Below are 16,122 nucleotides of genomic sequence, written 5' to 3' on the forward strand. Positions count from 1 at the left end.
CGCCTACAGCGCGTCCAGCAGCGAGAGCTGGCGCACCGCGGCCTGGCCCTCGGCGCTCTCGGCGTCCACTTCGAGCACCTTGCGCAGGCCGCGGGACGACTGGATGGTGGCCTCGTCACCGAGCCACATCAGCGCCTGGTCATGGTCGTCGGCCAGCATGTGCTTCAGCCCACCGAACTGAGTGCCGATCTGGCCCCAGGCGCGGCTGAAGATCCAATCGCCGAACATGTCCTGGTGAATGTGCACCAGCACGTAGTCGTGTTCACTTTCCCAGCGGACGATCACGAAGGCTCCACAAGCATCGGGGCGCGGCCGGGAGGCAGCGCCAAGGGTTCGTGCGGTATTGTAAGGCTTCACGCTGGCGGCACAAGTCGTGCCGGAAGCCCAAGCCACCATTTCATCAAGGAGCAAAAGCGTGAGGATTCTCGTCGATGCCAACGTACCCGGTGCCGAGGCCTGTTTCGGCCCGCTGGGCGAACTGGTCAGGATGCCGGGGCGAGAGATCGACGCCGCGGCCCTGTGCGATATCGACGCGCTGGTGATCCGCTCCATCACCCGGCTCGATGCGGCGACCCTCGACACGGCCGGGGCGCAGGGCATGCGACTCCGTTTCGTCGGCACCTGCACCATCGGCACCGACCACGTCGACCGGGCGGCGCTGGCGCGTCACGGCATCGCCTTCGCCAGCGCGCCGGGCTGCAACGCTGAGGCGGTGGTCGACTACGTGCTGGGCAGCCTGCTGACCCTGGCGGAGCGCCAGGGATGGCGGCTCAGCGAGCGCCGCGTGGGGATCGTCGGCGTAGGCAACGTGGGCGGGCGGCTGCTGGCGCGACTCTCCGCCATGGGCATCGCTTGCCTGGCCTGCGACCCGCCCAGAGCGGAAGTGGAGGGGCTTGAAGGTTTCGAAACGCTGGAGACGCTGATCGGTGAGTGCGACGTGCTCTGCCTGCATACCCCGCTGGTGCGCGAGGGGCCCCACGCCACCCATCACCTGCTCGACGCCCGGCGCATCGCCGAGCTGGCGCCCGGCACGCTGCTGCTCAATGCCGGGCGCGGCGACTGCATCGATGGCCAGGCGTTGCGCCAACGCCTGGCGGGGCAGGGCGACATCAGTGCCGTGCTGGACGTCTGGGAAGGGGAGCCGGCCATCGACCCGGCGCTGCGCGACCTGGCGCAGATCGCCACGCCGCACATCGCCGGCTACAGCCTCGATGGCAAGCTGAGGGGGACCTACCAGATCTATGCAGCACTGTATCAGCATCTGGGCTTGCCGAGGCGACTCGGCCTCGCCGACCTGTTGCCGCCACCGCCGCTGCCCCGGCTCCGGCTCCAGGGCGGTCTCGATCCCGACGAGGCCCTGCGGTGCTGCCTGCGCGCGGTATATGACGTGCGCCGCGACCATGACAGCCTGCGGCGCGAGAGCCGCCGGCGCGGCATGGCCCAGGGCTTCGATGCCTGCCGCGCGAACTACCCGCTGCGCCGGGAACTCTCGACCCTGACGGTGGAACTGGGGGACGGAGCCCAGGCGCTGGCGCCGTGGCTGCAAGGGGCGGGCCTGAGCCTGGCCTGACGGTTCCTCGGTCGCAAGCCCGACAACGCAAAGGGCTCGCCATGAGGCGAGCCCTTCGGCTTCGAGAGGCGTTCCCTCAGCGGTAGGCGGCTTCTTTCAATGCCCGGATACGATCGTCCAGCGGCGGGTGGCTGGCGAACAGGCGTTCCATGATCTTGCGGGTCTGGCCGGCGTTGATGCCGAAGGCGGTCAGGGTCTCGGGCATTTCATTGGGCATTTCGCTCTCGGCCTTGAGCCGGGCGAGCGCGTTGATCATCGCTCCGGTACCGGCGAGCTGGGCCCCCGCGGCGTCGGCGCGATATTCGCGGAAGCGCGAGAACCAGGCAACGATGGCCGAGGCGATCAGGCCGAACACGATCTCGGCGACGATCACCACCGCGAAGTAGCCCATGAAGCCGAGCCCTGCGCCTTCGTTGCGCGAACGCAGGAAGTTGTCCACCAGATGCGCCACCACCCGGGCGAAGAACATCACGAAAGTATTCACCACGCCCTGGATCAGCGCCAGGGTGACCATGTCGCCATTGGCCACGTGGCCGATCTCGTGGGCCAGCACCGCGCGCACCTCCTCGGGGCGCATGCGGTTGAGCAGCCCGGCGGAGACGGCCACCAGGGCATCGTCCTTGTTCCATCCGGTGGCGAAGGCGTTGGACTGCTGCGCCGGGAAGATGCCGACCTCGGGCATCTTGATGCCGGCCTGCTGGGAGAGCTCGGCCACGGTATCGAGCAGCCACTTCTCGGTGGCGTTGCCCGGCTGGGTGATCACCACCGTGCCGGTACCGCGCTTGGCCATCCACTTCGACAGGAACAGCGAGATCATCGAGCCGGCCATGCCGACGACGAAACAGAAGATCAGCAGGGCGTTGAAGTTCATGCCCTGCTCGGTCAGGTAGCTCTCCACCCCGAGCAGGCGCAGCGTGATGCTGGCGACGACGATCACCGCCAGGTTGGTGCCCAGGAAGAGCAGTATTCTCATCATCGTCAGGAGTCTCCGGTGGCAAAGGGTGGGCCGTCACTATGGCCCAGACGAAATCTGCTGAATTAGATACGGCCCGTTAATGGAGGTTTCAAGTGCGCGGTGTAAAAAACCGCTCTGCTCCGACGGTTACTGGCGATAGCGCGACAGGAAGCGGGCGAAGCGATCCAGGGCGTCGCCGAGCTGGTCGGCCCAGGGCAGGGTGACGATGCGCACGTGGTCCGGTTCCGGCCAGTTGAAGGCGGTGCCCTGCACCAGCAGGATCTTCTCCTGCAGCAGCAGGTCGAGCACCAGCTTCTGGTCGTCGTGAATGGGGTAGACCTTGGGGTCGAGCCGCGGGAAGGCATAGAGCGCGCCCTTGGCCTTGGTGCAGCTCACCCCGGGAATCGCATTGAGCTTGTCATAGGTGATGTCGCGCTGTGCCAGCAGGCGGCCGCCGGGCAGGATCAGGTCGTTGATCGACTGGTAGCCGCCCAGGGCGGTCTGGATGGCGTGCTGGGCCGGCACGTTGGCGCACAGACGCATCGAGGCAAGCATGTTGATGCCCTGGATGTAGTCGCGCGAGCGCTGCATCGCCACGCCGCCCGAGAGGATCATCCAGCCGGAGCGGAAGCCGGCGCAGCGGTAGCTCTTGGATAGCCCGTTCAGGGTCACCACCAGCTGGTCCTCGTCGGCCAGCGCCCCGGTGGAGACGTGCTCGGTATCGTCGTAGAGGATCTTGTCGTAGATCTCGTCGGAGAACACCACCAGATCGTGCTCGCGGGCGATGGCCAGCAGCTCGCGCACCACTTCGGGGGGGTAGACCGCGCCGGTGGGGTTGTTGGGGTTGATGATCACGAGGGCGCGGGTGTGCCCGGTCACCTTGGCGCGCACGTCGGCGATGTCCGGTGCCCAGTCGGCCTGTTCGTCACAGCGATAGTGCACGGCGTGGCCGCCGGCAAGATTGGCGGCGGCGGTCCACAGCGGGTAGTCGGGGGCCGGGATCAACACCTCGTCGCCATCGTTGAGCAGCGCCTGAAGTGCCATCACGATCAGCTCGGAGACGCCGTTGCCGATGAAGATGTCCTCGATGCCGACACCGGGAATCTCCTTGCGCTGGCACTCCTGCATGATCGCCTTGCGCGCCGAGTAGAGTCCCTTGGAATCGCAGTAGCCCTGGGCGGTGGGCAGGTTGCGCATCACGTCCTGGAGAATCTCCTCCGGCGCCTCGAAGCCGAACGGCGCGGGATTGCCGATATTGAGCTTGAGGATGCGCTGGCCTTCGTCCTCCAGCCGCTTGGCGTGCTCGAGCACGGGGCCGCGGATGTCATAGCAGACGTTGTCGAGCTTGTGCGATTTCCTGAACAGGGTGGGCGTGTCCATTGAGGTGTCCGAGATTGCTGTGGTGTCCGGTGGCTCCGGTCAGCCGTACTGCCGGAACTCAGTGATTATGCGGAGTTATGAGCGCCGCCGCCATCGTTGTTCGCTGCTTCGGCGGCGGTATCTTCCCCCTCCGCGGGAGCGGGGATATCGGCCGGGGTTTCCAGCGTCAGGGGGCCCAGCTTGCCGTCGCGCAGCTCGTGCAGCAGCACCTCGGCGCCGCGGTGCAGGTCGACTTCGCCGCCCGGGCGCAGGCCGCCGCGGCGGCTGGCGATCTCGGTGAGGATCGCATGTCCGTCGAAGCCGGCCACGGCCAGCAGGTCGATGCGCTGGGGGCCGTCGGCCTCGACCTGCTCTGCCTGGGGGTTGGGGGCGTAGGGTGGCAGTTCGCTCAGCTTGTAGCGGGCCCTGAGCGCCTCGGGGTAGCGCCGGGCCAGCTCGGCGGCGGTAACCACGGCGACGTCGACATAGTCGATGGCGGTGTCGCGGATGGCGCCGGTGGCCGCCAGACGGTAGGCGCTGGCCTGATCCTCGATCTTCGGCCACAGCACCCCAGGGGTGTCGATCAGCGCGACCCGCCCGGCGATGCGCACCTTCTGCTGGCGCTTGGTCACCGCCGGTTCGTTGCCGGTCTTGGCGATGGCCTTGCCGGCCAGGCCGTTGATCAGGGTCGACTTGCCGACGTTGGGAATGCCCATGACCATCACCCGCACGTCGCGGTCGGCGCGCACCTGGCCGGCCAGCTCGTGGCACAGCTTGGGGATGCGCTTGAGCTCACGGGCGTTGGTGGTGGTCACGGCAAGGGCCCGGGTATCGGGCAGCGAGTCGAAGTGAGCGACCCATTCACGAGTACGCTGCGGGTCGGCCAGGTCGGCTCGCGAGAGGATCTTGAGCACCGGCTTGTGGCGAGTCAGGCCGGCCAGCATGGGGTTGGCGCTGGAGTAGGGCAGGCGGGCGTCGAGTACCTCGATCGCCACGTCGATTTCCGGCAGCGCCTCCTGGATCTGGCGGCGCGCCTTGTTCATGTGTCCCGGATACCAGCCGAGCATGTGCCACTCCTGCAAACGTACGAGGCCGCCCATCATAGCAGAAGGGCAGCCTCGGCAGAGCAGCGGGCGGGCTATTCGCCGGGATGGAAGGCAATGGCCACCGAGTTGATGCAGTAGCGCAGCCCGGTGGTTTCAGGCGGGCCGTCGGGGAAGACATGTCCCAGGTGGGCGTCGCAGTGGGCGCACACCACCTCGGTACGGCGCATGCCATGGGACTCGTCGAAGCGCTCCTCGACGGCCGCCTGGCCGAGCGGGCGGTCGAAGCTCGGCCAGCCGCAGTGGGATTCGAACTTGTGCTCGTTCTCGAACAAGGGAGCGTTGCAGCACACGCAGTGGTAGATGCCGTGCTCGTCGGTCACTCGGTAATCGCCGCTGAAGGGACGTTCGGTGCCCTGCTGGCGCGTCACCCGGTACTGCTCCGGCGTGAGTTGGGCTTGCCACTCGGCATCGCTCTTCTCGATCTTCTTGCGCATGGCCTCTCTCCTGCTGGTGCGTCCTCACATCAGACATCCATAGCTTGGCTGTTTTCCCTGGCTTCGGCCAACCCAGGCCGACAGTTGACAGCTTCGGGGGGCTTGAGTAACATTCGCGCCACCTCGTTGAGGCAGAGAGCGAGACGGCTGCGTCCCATTCGTCTAGTGGTCCAGGACACCGCCCTTTCACGGCGGGAACAGGGGTTCGAACCCCCTATGGGACGCCACTCGTTTCACGCTCGTTTCGACAGGTACCGGAGTGCAGGACCGAAGTGCGGGAATAGCTCAGTGGTAGAGCATCGCCTTGCCAAGGCGAGGGTCGGGAGTTCGAATCTCCTTTCCCGCTCCAAATTCTGTTTCGGCAGAATGCGCAGGTTCGCTCCAGCTGCGTCCCATTCGTCTAGTGGTCCAGGACACCGCCCTTTCACGGCGGGAACAGGGGTTCGAACCCCCTATGGGACGCCACTTTCCGGTTGCACCCGCGATAGCGGTTGCATTGCTGATAGCTTAGACTGTCGTGCATGCGGGAATAGCTCAGTGGTAGAGCATCGCCTTGCCAAGGCGAGGGTCGGGAGTTCGAATCTCCTTTCCCGCTCCAGCGCACTGTCTGGCTGCTGCGTCCCATTCGTCTAGTGGCCTAGGACACCGCCCTTTCACGGCGGGAACAGGGGTTCGAACCCCCTATGGGACGCCACCTTTCGGTTATACTTGTCGAGCAGGATGACCGATACCGATCAAGCGGGAATAGCTCAGTGGTAGAGCATCGCCTTGCCAAGGCGAGGGTCGGGAGTTCGAATCTCCTTTCCCGCTCCAGTTTTCTTCTCAGCCTTGAAGATGCCAAGGCTCGGCCCCCCACATTAAATTTCGATGACCTTGCCCATGGGCGAGGACAATCGCGTTTTTCCTGTGCCAGGCTTGAAAAACCCCTTCGCGCCCTAATCTCTTGAACTCGCTTTTTCATCCCAACGCAAGGATGTCCCATGGCCGAACCGGCGCTGTCGATCCGTGGCCTGACCAAGGTCTACGGCAACGGCTTCCACGCCCTGAAGGGCATCGATCTCGACGTCGAGCAGGGCGACTTCTTCGCCCTGCTGGGCCCCAACGGGGCCGGCAAGTCCACCACCCTGGGGGTGGTCTGTTCACTGGTGCAGAAGACCGCCGGGCAGGTCTCGATCTTCGGCATCGACATCGACCGCGACTTCGCCCGTGCGAAGTACCACCTGGGCGTGGTGCCCCAGGAGTTCAACTTCAACCAGTTCGAGAAGGTGCTCGACATCGTGCTGGCCCAGGCGGGCTACTACGGCATGCCGCGGCGCGAGGCCCTGCCGCGTGCCGAGCGGCTGCTGAAGGACCTCGGCCTGTGGGACAAGCGGGGCGGCAGCGCGCGCATGCTCTCCGGCGGCATGAAGCGCCGCTTGATGATCGCCCGCGCGCTGATGCACCGGCCCAGGCTGCTGATCCTCGACGAGCCCACCGCCGGGGTCGACATCGAGCTGCGCCGCAGCATGTGGGAGTACATGCGCCGCATCAACCGCGAGGAGGGCACCACCATCATCCTCACCACCCACTACCTCGAGGAGGCCGAGAGCCTCTGTCGCAACGTGGCGATCATCAATCACGGCGAGATCGTGCGGAACACCAGCGTGCGCGGCCTGCTCGCCGAGCTCGACACCGAGACCTTCCTACTCGACCTGGCACACCCGGTGGAACGAGCTCCCCACGTCGAGGGCTTCGAGGTGCGCCAAGTGGAGGCCGCCCAGCTCGCCGTGGTGGTGCACCGCGGCCAGCGCTTGAACGACGTCTTCGGCGCCCTGGGCGAGCAGGGCATCGAGGTGGTCTCGATGCGCAACCGCGCCAACCGGCTGGAGGAGATGTTCGTGTCGATGGTGGAGCAGGGCAGCGAGGAGCGCCTCCAGGCCGAACAGGCGGAGGCGGGCAAATGAACGCTAGCCAGATCGCCATCGCCCTCTGGACCCTGGTGGTCAAGGAGATCAAGCGCTTCACGCGCATCTGGCCGCAGACCCTGCTGCCGCCGTCGATCACCATGGCGATGTACTTCATCATCTTCGGCAGCCTGATCGGCTCGCGCATCGGCGAGATGGACGGCTTCAGCTACATGGACTTCATCGTCCCGGGGCTGATCATGATGGCGGTGATCACCAACAGCTACTCCAACGTGGCGTCTTCCTTCTTCTCCAACAAGTTCCAGCGCAGTGTGGAGGAGATGATGGTCTCGCCGATGCCCAACTGGGTGATCCTTTCCGGGTTCGTGCTGGGCGGCATGGCGCGCGGCCTGGGCGTGGGACTGATCGTGACCCTGGTATCGCTGTTCTTCACCCGCATCAGCGTGGCGCACCCGCTGCTGACCGTCGGCGTGGTGGTGCTCACCGCGGCGCTCTTTTCCATCGGCGGCTTCATCAACGCGCTGCTGGCCAACAAGTTCGACGACGTCTCCATCGTGCCGACCTTCGTGCTGACGCCGCTGACCTACCTGGGCGGGGTGTTCTACTCGATCTCGCTGCTGCCGACCTTCTGGCAGAACGCCTCGCTGCTCAACCCGATCCTCTACATGGTCAACGTCTTCCGCCACGGTTTCCTCGGTGTCTCCGACATTCCGGTAGGCTGGGCGCTGGCCGCCATCGTCGCCTTCATCGTCGTGCTCTTCACCGTCGCCTTGTGGATGCTCGAGCGCGGCAAGGGGATACGTTCATGACACATCGCCCCGATACGCTCGAGCACGCCCCGCTGGGGCGCGAGTCGGCCTACCCGGAGCACTACAATGCCGGACTGCTCTATCCCATTCCCCGCGCCGCCAATCGCGCGCCGCTGGGTATCGAGGAGGGCAGGTTGCCCTTCGTCGGCGAGGACGAGTGGCATGCCTTCGAGGTGAGCTGGCTCAACGCTCGCGGCAAGCCGCTGGTCGCCGTGGCGCGCTTCCGCCTGCCGGCCGAGTCGCCCAACCTGATCGAGTCGAAGTCCTGGAAGCTCTATCTCAACGGCTTCAACCAGACCCGCTTCGACAGCCGCGAGCAGGTGATCGCGACCCTCGAGCGCGACCTGGCGACAGCCGCCGGCGCCCCGGTGGCCGTCGAGCTGTTCGGTGTCGACGACGAGGCGCTCGCCGTCTGCCGGCTGCCCGGCGAATGCCTCGACGACCTCGATATCGAGATCGACGCCTACACGCCCAGCGCCGAGCACCTCACGGTCGGCGAGGAGATCGTCGAGGAGACGCTCACCTCGCACCTGCTCAAGTCCAACTGTCCGGTCACCGGCCAGCCCGACTGGGGCAGCGTGCTGATTCGCTATCGCGGCCCCAGGCTCGAGCGCGAGGGCCTGCTGCGCTACCTGATCGGCTACCGCCAGCATCAGGACTTCCACGAGCACTGCGTCGAGCACATCTTCATGGACTTGATGGCCCGCGCGAAGCCCGAGCGGCTGCTGGTGCTGGCGCGCTACGTGCGCCGCGGCGGGCTCGACATCAGCCCTTGGCGCGCCACGCCGGGCGAGCGCCCGCCCGAGCCGCTGCGCCTGTCGAGACAGTAGGCCTGGCGAGCCCCTCGGCCCGGCACGACAGTAAACGGGGCAGCTGGTAGAGTTTGATCGATCTCTTTCGACGACTTGGCATGGGAAATGGTATGGACGCACTCACCCTGTTGCATCAGCGCAGTTCGATGGGCAAGTTGATGGGCCCGGCACCGAGCCCCGAGCAGATGGAGGCGATCTATCGCGCCGCGCTGCGCGCACCGGACCACAAGGAGCTGCGACCCTGGCGCTTCATCGAGTTCACCGGCGAAGGGCTCGAGCGGTTGGGCGAACTCTTCGCCGAAGCCGAGTACCGCGAGGACCCGAGCATCGAGGATGCTGCCCTGGACGCCGCCCGCAAGAAGCCGCTGCGCGCGCCGATGATCATCGCCGTGATCGCCAAAGTCACCCCCGACGTGGAGAAGGTGCCGAAGATCGAACAGGTGATCTCCGCCGGCTGCGCCGGCCACGCCATACTGCTCGCTGCACACGCCCTCGGGCTCGGCGCCATGTGGCGCAGCGGCAAGTACGCCTTCGATCCCACGGTGCGCAAGGGGCTCGGCCTGGAGGAGGAGGATGAACTGATCGCCTTCCTCTACCTCGGCCAGCTCGGCGGGCGCCACAAGCCTATCGCCGAGCACCGTATCAGCGACTTCGTCGAGCGCTGGACCTGACGCCATGCGTGAAGTCGGCGTTCCCCATCCGCGCCTGCCGCTGCCCGCCCCCGGGGAGCGAGACGACCCGCAGGCCTTCCTCGCCTGGCTCGGTGAGGCCATTCCCATGGTCGAACACCTCGGCATCCGCGAGATGCGCCAAGAAGGGGAGCGCCTGGTGTGGGAGCTCGCGCTCGTGCCCAACCTCAACGACAAGGGCACCGGCTTCGGCGGGGCGCTCACCGCCCAGACCACCCTTCTTGGCTGGTGCTGGACCACGCTATGGCTGCGTGAGCGCGGCCATGCTCGCGACGTCGTGGTGGCCGAGGCCCGCCAGCGTTTCCTGGCCCCCGTTACCGGCGACTACCGCCTGGTCTGCGAGCCCGAGGGCGAGCAGGGCCCCGGAACGCTGGCCGAACGCTTGGCGAGCCGGGGTCGCGGTCGGATCGCCTTGGTGCAGCAGCTCTGGTGCGGCGATACCCTGTGCCTCGAAGCCCACGGCGACTACGCCGTGCTGCCCATCGCATGACCCAGCGAAAGCCGAAAACCGGCTTGCAAACGCGGACTTAAGCCGTTAGACTTTGCGCCGTTCTGACGCACAAGGGCACTGCCCGGGCGATGGAACCACAATGTGGAGAGGTGTCCGAGTGGTCGAAGGAGCACGCCTGGAAAGTGTGTAAGTCGAAAGGCTTCGAGGGTTCGAATCCCTCCCTCTCCGCCACAGAACATGAAAAAGCCGCTGATCTCAGCGGTTTTTTTCTTTAATAGCTTCTTTTACCCCATCCTCCCTGCTTTTCTCTCGGCTTTCTTGGACCATATCCAAGCTAGGCCAGGCAAACCCTAGGGGCTTTGACCTTGGTAAGAAATTTCTCGCATTTGTCTGTGAGATGATTAGCTCTAGCCTTGTCTATTCGCCCCTGGTACCCAGAGCACATCTTGGGCGCCATTGGCATTGGCTCTGCGCGCCGCGACGAATAATAGGTCGGAGAGGCGATTCATGTAGCGCAAAGCCTCAAGATGGGTTGGGGCTAGTTCCACCAGTTGACTAATAAGTCTCTCTGCTCTTCGGGCGATGGTGCGGGCCATATGCAAGTGAGAGGATAGCAGGGTCCCGCCAGGGAGAATAAACGAGCGCAAGCTCTTTAGGTCTGAATTGAGCTCATCAATGCGCTTTTCGAGAAATTCGACCTGTGACGAGGTGACACGCAAGGGCGGATAGGGTGGGGCATCTTGCTCGGGCGTACACAGATCGGCGCCGACATCAAACAAATCGTTCTGGATCCTGGTCAGCAGGTGTGTCATGCCCCCTTCGGCGTGACACTGCGTCAAGCCGATGGCGGCGTTGGTTTCGTCCACCGTACCGTAAGCCGCCACCCGCAGGTCATGCTTGGCGACCCGGCTGCCATCGCCGAGGCCAGTTTCTCCCTTATCGCCGGTGCGGGTATAAATCTTGGTAAGCTTTACCATCCCGGTTCCTCCTGCGAGGGCTTTATCTCTGGGTATCCCGGACGAGAGATTGAAGGATGTCATCATAGGCCTCGGCCAGGCTCTTGGCGTCGAGCAACTGGGGCTGATGCTCCAGCAATTCGGAGACGCGACGTACGATCAGCGATTGAACGTGATAGTGGCGCCGACGCCGTATCGTTTCGCTGGCGCTGCTGTGCCCTGCCTGCCAGGCGAGGTGTTCACTAATGGCAGAGTCCAGCTTGGCCAGCCCCTCTTCGTGCTGCTGGCTGACCTCGATCACCGGGGGGCGCCACGCTGCCTGAGAGCGCTGAACGATGCCGCGGATTTCCGAGGCACTCTTCTTGGCGCCGGGGAGGTCAGCCTTGTTGATCACGTAGATATCGGCCAGTTCAAGCACCCCTGATTTCATCGCCTGGATGGCATCGCCGGCGTTGGGCTGCAGGACCATCACCAAGGTGTCCACCGAGTGGCGAATGGCGTGCTCGGCCTGGCCCACGCCTACCGTCTCCAGCAGCACTTCACGAAATCCGTAACTCTCTACGGTTTCCAGTAGATCCAGCACGTTGTCTGCCAGGCCGTCGTTGGAACTGCGGCTAGCCAGCGAGCGTATGTAGAGTTCGGGTTCGTTGGCGATGGCATCCATGCGGATGCGGTCGCCGAGAATCGAGCCGCCGGTCAGTGGGCTGGTGGGGTCGATGCCGAGGATGGCGACGCCGCCTTGGTCGCGGCAGGCGGCCAGCCGAAGCTTGGCGAGCCGACTGATCAGGGTGCTCTTGCCGGCGCCTGGTGCGCCGGTAAAACCGATACGTGCCGTCTGCATGGAAGGCTCGGGGCGCTGGTCACTGTGCGCCAGGCTTTCCGCCACCGACGCCTGGGCCAGGCGGGTCAGCTCGCGGCCGAGTGCGCGGCGCGAACGAGGGGCAAGACCACTCATGTCAGCCTCCGCTAGCGTTGTGCGAAACGTGACTCTGCCCATCCAGTTCTTCGAACTCCCCGGCATCTTCGTCGAGTAGCGGCGGGGGGCCGTAGTGAGTCGGCTGGCCCTGGAGCTTGATGGGGTTTCCCACCATACGGATCTCGCCATGTGGCGTGGGCACCGAGACGACCATCTGCCGTGAGCGCGTCAACTCAGATTCCAGGGCATCCTCCAGGCTCTGGACCCCGGCCACGACCACGCCGAGAGGGGCGAGTCGTTCGACCCAGCTGTCGGTGGAGCCCGTGGCCAGCACTGCCTGGACATCGGCGATCACCGCCTCGCGATTCGCGGTGCGTGCGGCCATCGTGGCGTAGCGCGTATCGGTGATCCAGGCTTCGCAACCGATTTCACGGCAGAAGTCCGCCCAGAAACCGTCATGCGTGATGAACAGTGCCAAGTGACCATCCAGGGTAGGAAAGATCTGGGCCGGAACGATATAGGGGTGGCCGCCGCCGGGGTAGCGCTGTGCCTTTTGCCCGGCGTTGAGGTAGCCGCCTGCCAGGTAGTTGAGCTGCGATAGCATGGTGTCGTAGAGGGAAACGTCCACCTGGCCGCCCTTGCCCTCGACCAGCTTGGCGGTGAGCCCCAATGCGCCCATGATCCCGGCGGAGTTGTCGACCACGGAGTAGCCGGTCTTTACTGGCGGGCCATTCGGGTCACCGGTCATGGCCATGACGCCGGCCAGAGCCTGAATGACGTAGTCATAGGCGGGCTTCTCGGCGAAAGGGCCCTCGAGGCCGAAGCCTGTCAGTGCCAAGCAGACGATCTTGTCGTTGTGCTTGCGCAGGGCCTCATAGGTCAGCCCCAGCTTGCGGACGGCCGCGGGCCGCACATTGGTGAGCAGGGCGTGTGAATTGGCTGCCAGCTCGCCCAGGCGCTGCTGTCCCGCCTCGCTGGTCAGATCCAGGCTGATGCTGCGCTTGTTGCGGTTGAGACTGGCGAAGTAGGCATTGTGGGGTCCGATGAAGTGAGGGCCGATCTGGCGACCAATGTCGCCCTTGCCGGGGGCCTCGATCTTGATCACCTCGGCGCCCAGGTCGGCAAGCAACATGCCGCAGTAGGGGCCCGCCAGCATGTGGCTCACCTCGAGGATACGGATGCCGCTGAGCGGGCCTGGGGGGGCGGTGGTATGGCTCATGATAGCTCCCTCTCGATGGCGCGGATGACGTCTTCCAACGGCATCTCGGCGGTGAACACGCCGCAGACTCCGGCTTCAAGCAGCGCTTCACGGTCCTTCTCGGGAATGGTGCCGCCCACGAAGATCTTGATATCGCTGGCGTCGTACTCTTCGAGGCAGCGCATGGTGTCGCTGACCAGCGCCATGTGGCTGCCGGACAGCATGCTGAGCCCCACCACGTCGACATCCTCATCCACCGCCACCTTGGCGATATATTCCGAGCTCTTGCGCAGCCCGGTGTAGATGACGTCGGCACCGGCGTCGCGAAGCGCCAGGGCGATCACCTTGGCGCCCACGTCATGGCCGTCCAGGCCGGGTTTGGCGATCAGGATTCTCTTTCCTTTCAAGCTCATGGGGTGTCTCCACTGGGGATGGGTGAGGGCCGGCTCACAGTCGAATGGGTTCCTGAAACTCGCCCCACTGCGATTTGAGCGTGGCGACCATCTCGCCCACCGTGGCATAGGCGTGGCAGCAATCGATCAGGTAGGGCATGAGATTTTCGTCATCCTTTGCTGCGGCCCGCTCCAGTGCCTTCAGCGTCTGCTCCACCTTGGCCGAGTCGCGCTCGTCCAGGACGCGCCGATACTTCTCCTGCACTCGCTGCGCGGCCTGCGGGTCGACCTTGAACACCTCCCCGAAGTCGTCGCTCTGATCGTCACGGCGGAAGTAGTTTTGTCCGACGATGACGGTCTCTCCCTTGTCGACCTTCTGCTTGCGCTCATGGGCACGCTCGGCGATGCGCGCCTGCAGGTAGCCATCCTCGATTGCCTTCTCCACGCCGCCGTATTCATCGATTTCTTCGATGACCCGGCGCGTCTCCTCTTCCATCTTGTCGGTCAGCCATTCCACATAGTGGCTGCCGCCCAAGGGGTCCACGATCTTCGAGATGCCGCTCTCGTAGGCAATGATCTGCTGGGTGCGCAGGGCAATCTCGGCGCTGAATTCGGTAGGGATCTGGAAGGCCTCGTCGTAAGCGCAGGTGAAGACCGACTGTGCGCCGCCCAGGGTGGCTGCCAGCGTCTCGATGCCCACGCGCACGATGTTGTTGTAAGGCTGGGCGGCGGTCAGCGAGGAGCCACCGCAGACCACCCCGAAGCGGAAGCGTTGTGCCTTGGGGTCGGTGATGCCGAAGCGCTCCTCCAGCAGGGCTGCCCAAAGGCGCCGTGCCGCGCGGAACTTGCAGACTTCCTCGAAGAAATCCATGTGGACGTAGAAGAAGAAGCTCAGTCGGTTGGCGAACTTGGCGGCATCGCCACCACGGCGAATCAGCTCTTCCACGTAGGCCAGGCCATTGGCCAGGGTATAGCCCAGCTCCTCTACCGCGGTGGCGCCCGCGTCGCGCACGTGGGCGCCGGCGATGCTGATCGGGTTGAAACGCGGGGTCTCGCGGTTGGAGAACAGGATCGTATCCGAGATCAGGCGCATGGAGGGGCGCACCGGGAAGATCCAGGTGCCGCGGGCCACGTACTCCTTGAGAATGTCGTTCTGGATGGTGCCGGTGAGCTTTTCGCGTGGCACGCCCTGCTTGTCAGCCACCGCACAGTACATGGCATAGACGATGGCCGCGGTGCCGTTGATGGTGAAGGAGGTGGAGATACCGCCCAGGTCGATGCCATCGAAGAGAATTTCGGCTTCGGCGAGGTTGGATAACGAGACGCCTACCTTGCCGACTTCAGAGCGCGCCATGGGATCGTTGGGATCAAAGCCGCACTGGGTGGGGAGATCAAGGGCCACCGAAAGACCCGTCTGGCCGCTTTCCAGCAGGAAGCGATAGCGCTCGTTGGTGTCCTCTGCGGTGCCGAAGCCTGAGTACTGGCGGAACGTCCATAGTCGCCCGCGGTAGCCGTTGGGAAAGATGCCGCGTGTATAGGGTGGCTCGCCGGGGTTGCCCGGGTCGGGGTGGCGAAGCATGTCGGCGGTGATTCGCTCGGGAATCTCGATACCGGAGGCGGTATGCGGCGCAGGAATGGGGGGTGTGCGGTTTCCGGAATCGCTCATGGAGATTTCCTCGTATTCAGAATCTTGTCGGCGGCTTCCCAGTGATCGTCATGTGTCCAGGTGGCGACGAGATGGCGGGTCTCGATTTCGGCCAGTTCTGCTTTCGACAGACCGTCGGCATGGCTCAGCGCAAGGGCCTTGAAGCCCCGCAGAACCTGAGGTGCCTGGGCGAGCATGGGCTTGGTGAACTGCTCGACACACTGCTCGAGCGTCTGACCCTCTTCGGCCACTTGGTCGATCAAGCCGATGCGCTGTGCGGCATGGGCGTCGAGTAGCTCGGATCGGGTCAGCAGGCGCAATGCCAGCGGTGCCGGGAGACGGCTCAACAGGCGAGCGCCCCCGCCCCAGGCGGTCGTGATGTTGAGCTTGCCCTGAATGAAGCCAATGCGGCTGGTGGGCGGGGCGATGATGAAATCGCAAGCTACGGCGAGTTCTGCGCCACCGCCAATGGCATCGCCATTGAGGGCTGCGATGACGGGAACCGGAAACTGGCTCACCGCATCGAGCGCGCGCCTTGCCTCGTGGCTCATGGTGGTGGCTTGTTCTTCGCTGCGTACCTGAGCGAGATCCCGCAGATCGCCACCGGCGGCGAAGCTCTTGTCACCGGCACCGGTCAGCACGACCACTTTCCACTTGGGTTCGGCGGCGTGCTCAGTGAAGACATCGGCGAGTTCGTTGAGCACCGCCCGGGACAAGGCGTTCCGCTTCTCGGGACGATGGATGGTCACCCTCAGCAGAGGGCCTTGCGCGTCGACAAGGAGGTGTTCGGCCATGGAGGCACTCCGACGGAAGATGTTGACGTTGTTTATTTCCGCATAATGAATAAACATACTCATATGTGAAATTATCTGTCAAGTTGAGTGCCCTTCTGCAATCCACTCCCCGGACTGGGCACCGAGGTGAAA

Annotated in this window: 17 protein-coding genes and 7 tRNA genes; 13 read left to right on the top strand and 11 right to left on the bottom strand. The window is 64.7% G+C overall.

All coding sequences use genetic code 11. The features are described from left to right. Positions 1–3: 3 nt before the first annotated feature. A complete protein-coding gene (locus HNO51_RS06870; protein WP_197450328.1) occupies positions 4–285 on the bottom strand; it encodes a hypothetical protein in 282 nt (93 codons plus the stop codon). A gap of 130 nt (positions 286–415) precedes the next feature. Here HNO51_RS06870 and pdxB point away from each other — a divergent pair, with 130 nt between their 5' ends. After that, positions 416–1,570, top strand: coding sequence for a 4-phosphoerythronate dehydrogenase PdxB (pdxB, locus tag HNO51_RS06875; RefSeq protein ID WP_209538813.1), 1,155 nt, complete (start codon positions 416–418; stop codon positions 1,568–1,570). Positions 1,571–1,646: 76 nt separating this feature from the next. On the opposite strand, the gene htpX is transcribed toward pdxB, so the two are convergent. From htpX to msrB, 4 genes are all read right to left on the bottom strand, one after another. Further along, positions 1,647–2,546 (bottom strand): protease HtpX, encoded by a 900-nt coding sequence (gene htpX, locus HNO51_RS06880; RefSeq protein WP_197450330.1) that lies wholly within the window; start codon positions 2,544–2,546, stop codon positions 1,647–1,649. Positions 2,547–2,672: 126 nt separating this feature from the next. Next, positions 2,673–3,905 carry a pyridoxal phosphate-dependent aminotransferase gene (locus tag HNO51_RS06885; protein ID WP_197450331.1) on the bottom strand — a complete coding sequence of 411 codons (1,233 nt, stop codon included), beginning with the start codon at positions 3,903–3,905 and terminating at the stop codon, positions 2,673–2,675. 65 nt (positions 3,906–3,970) lie between these two features. Continuing rightward, complete coding sequence (ylqF, locus tag HNO51_RS06890) at positions 3,971–4,951, bottom strand: ribosome biogenesis GTPase YlqF (RefSeq protein WP_209538814.1); 981 nt, start codon at positions 4,949–4,951, stop codon at positions 3,971–3,973. A 71-nt stretch (positions 4,952–5,022) separates the two neighbouring features. Further along, positions 5,023–5,424 carry a peptide-methionine (R)-S-oxide reductase MsrB gene (gene msrB / locus HNO51_RS06895; protein ID WP_197450333.1) on the bottom strand — a complete coding sequence of 134 codons (402 nt, stop codon included), beginning with the start codon at positions 5,422–5,424 and terminating at the stop codon, positions 5,023–5,025. A gap of 151 nt (positions 5,425–5,575) precedes the next feature. On the opposite strand from msrB, the gene HNO51_RS06900 reads away from it, so the two are divergent. The 12 genes from HNO51_RS06900 to HNO51_RS06955 all read left to right on the top strand — a co-directional run bounded on the left by HNO51_RS06900 (position 5,576) and on the right by HNO51_RS06955 (position 10,320). Further along, a tRNA-Glu gene (locus HNO51_RS06900) sits at positions 5,576–5,651 on the top strand. A gap of 47 nt (positions 5,652–5,698) precedes the next feature. After that, positions 5,699–5,773, top strand: a tRNA-Gly gene (locus HNO51_RS06905). A gap of 40 nt (positions 5,774–5,813) precedes the next feature. Further along, a tRNA-Glu gene (locus HNO51_RS06910) sits at positions 5,814–5,889 on the top strand. A 58-nt stretch (positions 5,890–5,947) separates the two neighbouring features. After that, a tRNA-Gly gene (locus HNO51_RS06915) sits at positions 5,948–6,022 on the top strand. A 20-nt stretch (positions 6,023–6,042) separates the two neighbouring features. After that, positions 6,043–6,118, top strand: a tRNA-Glu gene (locus HNO51_RS06920). Between the two features lie 44 nt (positions 6,119–6,162). Continuing rightward, a tRNA-Gly gene (locus tag HNO51_RS06925) sits at positions 6,163–6,237 on the top strand. Between the two features lie 167 nt (positions 6,238–6,404). Further along, on the top strand, positions 6,405–7,367 hold the full coding sequence (locus tag HNO51_RS06930; RefSeq protein ID WP_197450334.1) for an ABC transporter ATP-binding protein: 963 nt from the start codon (positions 6,405–6,407) through the stop codon (positions 7,365–7,367). Then, positions 7,364–8,137 carry an ABC transporter permease gene (locus HNO51_RS06935; protein WP_197450335.1) on the top strand — a complete coding sequence of 258 codons (774 nt, stop codon included), beginning with the start codon at positions 7,364–7,366 and terminating at the stop codon, positions 8,135–8,137. Before HNO51_RS06930 ends, HNO51_RS06935 begins: the two co-directional genes overlap by 4 nt. Further along, positions 8,134–8,967 carry an NADPH-dependent 7-cyano-7-deazaguanine reductase QueF gene (queF, locus tag HNO51_RS06940; protein ID WP_209538815.1) on the top strand — a complete coding sequence of 278 codons (834 nt, stop codon included), beginning with the start codon at positions 8,134–8,136 and terminating at the stop codon, positions 8,965–8,967. The genes HNO51_RS06935 and queF overlap by 4 nt, the downstream gene beginning before the upstream one ends. Before the next feature lie 92 nt (positions 8,968–9,059). After that, entirely contained in the window at positions 9,060–9,620 is a 561-nt protein-coding gene (locus tag HNO51_RS06945; protein ID WP_197450337.1) for a nitroreductase family protein, read from the top strand. A gap of 4 nt (positions 9,621–9,624) precedes the next feature. After that, the gene (locus tag HNO51_RS06950; protein WP_209538816.1) at positions 9,625–10,128 is read left to right on the top strand and encodes a YiiD C-terminal domain-containing protein; all 504 of its coding nucleotides are present in this window, start codon (positions 9,625–9,627) and stop codon (positions 10,126–10,128) included. Positions 10,129–10,232: 104 nt separating this feature from the next. Further along, positions 10,233–10,320 (top strand) — tRNA-Ser (locus tag HNO51_RS06955). A gap of 176 nt (positions 10,321–10,496) precedes the next feature. On the opposite strand, the gene HNO51_RS06960 is transcribed toward HNO51_RS06955, so the two are convergent. Genes HNO51_RS06960 through HNO51_RS06985 form a run of 6 tightly spaced genes read right to left on the bottom strand, consistent with a single transcriptional unit; the run spans position 10,497 to position 15,990 of the window. Then, a complete protein-coding gene (locus HNO51_RS06960; protein WP_197450339.1) occupies positions 10,497–11,066 on the bottom strand; it encodes a cob(I)yrinic acid a,c-diamide adenosyltransferase in 570 nt (189 codons plus the stop codon). 22 nt (positions 11,067–11,088) lie between these two features. Next, positions 11,089–12,000 carry an ArgK/MeaB family GTPase gene (locus HNO51_RS06965; RefSeq protein ID WP_209538817.1) on the bottom strand — a complete coding sequence of 304 codons (912 nt, stop codon included), beginning with the start codon at positions 11,998–12,000 and terminating at the stop codon, positions 11,089–11,091. Position 12,001: 1 nt separating this feature from the next. Continuing rightward, the gene (locus tag HNO51_RS06970) at positions 12,002–13,180 is read right to left on the bottom strand and encodes a CaiB/BaiF CoA transferase family protein (RefSeq protein WP_209538818.1); all 1,179 of its coding nucleotides are present in this window, start codon (positions 13,178–13,180) and stop codon (positions 12,002–12,004) included. Then, positions 13,177–13,572 carry a cobalamin-dependent protein gene (locus tag HNO51_RS06975; RefSeq protein ID WP_209538819.1) on the bottom strand — a complete coding sequence of 132 codons (396 nt, stop codon included), beginning with the start codon at positions 13,570–13,572 and terminating at the stop codon, positions 13,177–13,179. The genes HNO51_RS06970 and HNO51_RS06975 overlap by 4 nt, the downstream gene beginning before the upstream one ends. A 34-nt stretch (positions 13,573–13,606) precedes the next feature. Next, on the bottom strand, positions 13,607–15,217 hold the full coding sequence (locus HNO51_RS06980) for an acyl-CoA mutase large subunit family protein (RefSeq protein ID WP_197450343.1): 1,611 nt from the start codon (positions 15,215–15,217) through the stop codon (positions 13,607–13,609). Continuing rightward, the gene (locus HNO51_RS06985) at positions 15,214–15,990 is read right to left on the bottom strand and encodes an enoyl-CoA hydratase/isomerase family protein (RefSeq protein WP_197450344.1); all 777 of its coding nucleotides are present in this window, start codon (positions 15,988–15,990) and stop codon (positions 15,214–15,216) included. The genes HNO51_RS06980 and HNO51_RS06985 overlap by 4 nt, the downstream gene beginning before the upstream one ends. Between the last annotated feature and the right edge of the window lie 132 nt (positions 15,991–16,122).

It is taken from the genome of Billgrantia sulfidoxydans (assembly GCF_017868775.1).
GTDB lineage: Bacteria > Pseudomonadota > Gammaproteobacteria > Pseudomonadales > Halomonadaceae > Halomonas > Halomonas sulfidoxydans.

Bases quoted from the DNA above. Each gene is read 5' to 3' on its own strand.
- HNO51_RS06960 (WP_197450339.1), bottom strand. From the start codon at position 11,066: ATGGTAAAGCTTACCAAGATTTATACCCGCACCGGCGATAAGGGAGAA.
- HNO51_RS06975 (WP_209538819.1), bottom strand. From the start codon at position 13,572: ATGAGCTTGAAAGGAAAGAGAATCCTGATCGCCAAACCCGGCCTGGAC.
- HNO51_RS06970 (WP_209538818.1), bottom strand. From the start codon at position 13,180: ATGAGCCATACCACCGCCCCCCCAGGCCCGCTCAGCGGCATCCGTATC.
- HNO51_RS06965 (WP_209538817.1), bottom strand. From the start codon at position 12,000: ATGAGTGGTCTTGCCCCTCGTTCGCGCCGCGCACTCGGCCGCGAGCTG.
- HNO51_RS06885 (WP_197450331.1), bottom strand. From the start codon at position 3,905: ATGGACACGCCCACCCTGTTCAGGAAATCGCACAAGCTCGACAACGTC.
- htpX (WP_197450330.1), bottom strand. From the start codon at position 2,546: ATGATGAGAATACTGCTCTTCCTGGGCACCAACCTGGCGGTGATCGTC.
- queF (WP_209538815.1), top strand. From the start codon at position 8,134: ATGACACATCGCCCCGATACGCTCGAGCACGCCCCGCTGGGGCGCGAG.
- HNO51_RS06985 (WP_197450344.1), bottom strand. From the start codon at position 15,990: ATGGCCGAACACCTCCTTGTCGACGCGCAAGGCCCTCTGCTGAGGGTG.
- HNO51_RS06945 (WP_197450337.1), top strand. From the start codon at position 9,060: ATGGACGCACTCACCCTGTTGCATCAGCGCAGTTCGATGGGCAAGTTG.
- HNO51_RS06950 (WP_209538816.1), top strand. From the start codon at position 9,625: ATGCGTGAAGTCGGCGTTCCCCATCCGCGCCTGCCGCTGCCCGCCCCC.
- HNO51_RS06930 (WP_197450334.1), top strand. From the start codon at position 6,405: ATGGCCGAACCGGCGCTGTCGATCCGTGGCCTGACCAAGGTCTACGGC.
- HNO51_RS06980 (WP_197450343.1), bottom strand. From the start codon at position 15,217: ATGAGCGATTCCGGAAACCGCACACCCCCCATTCCTGCGCCGCATACC.
- ylqF (WP_209538814.1), bottom strand. From the start codon at position 4,951: ATGCTCGGCTGGTATCCGGGACACATGAACAAGGCGCGCCGCCAGATC.
- HNO51_RS06935 (WP_197450335.1), top strand. From the start codon at position 7,364: ATGAACGCTAGCCAGATCGCCATCGCCCTCTGGACCCTGGTGGTCAAG.
- msrB (WP_197450333.1), bottom strand. From the start codon at position 5,424: ATGCGCAAGAAGATCGAGAAGAGCGATGCCGAGTGGCAAGCCCAACTC.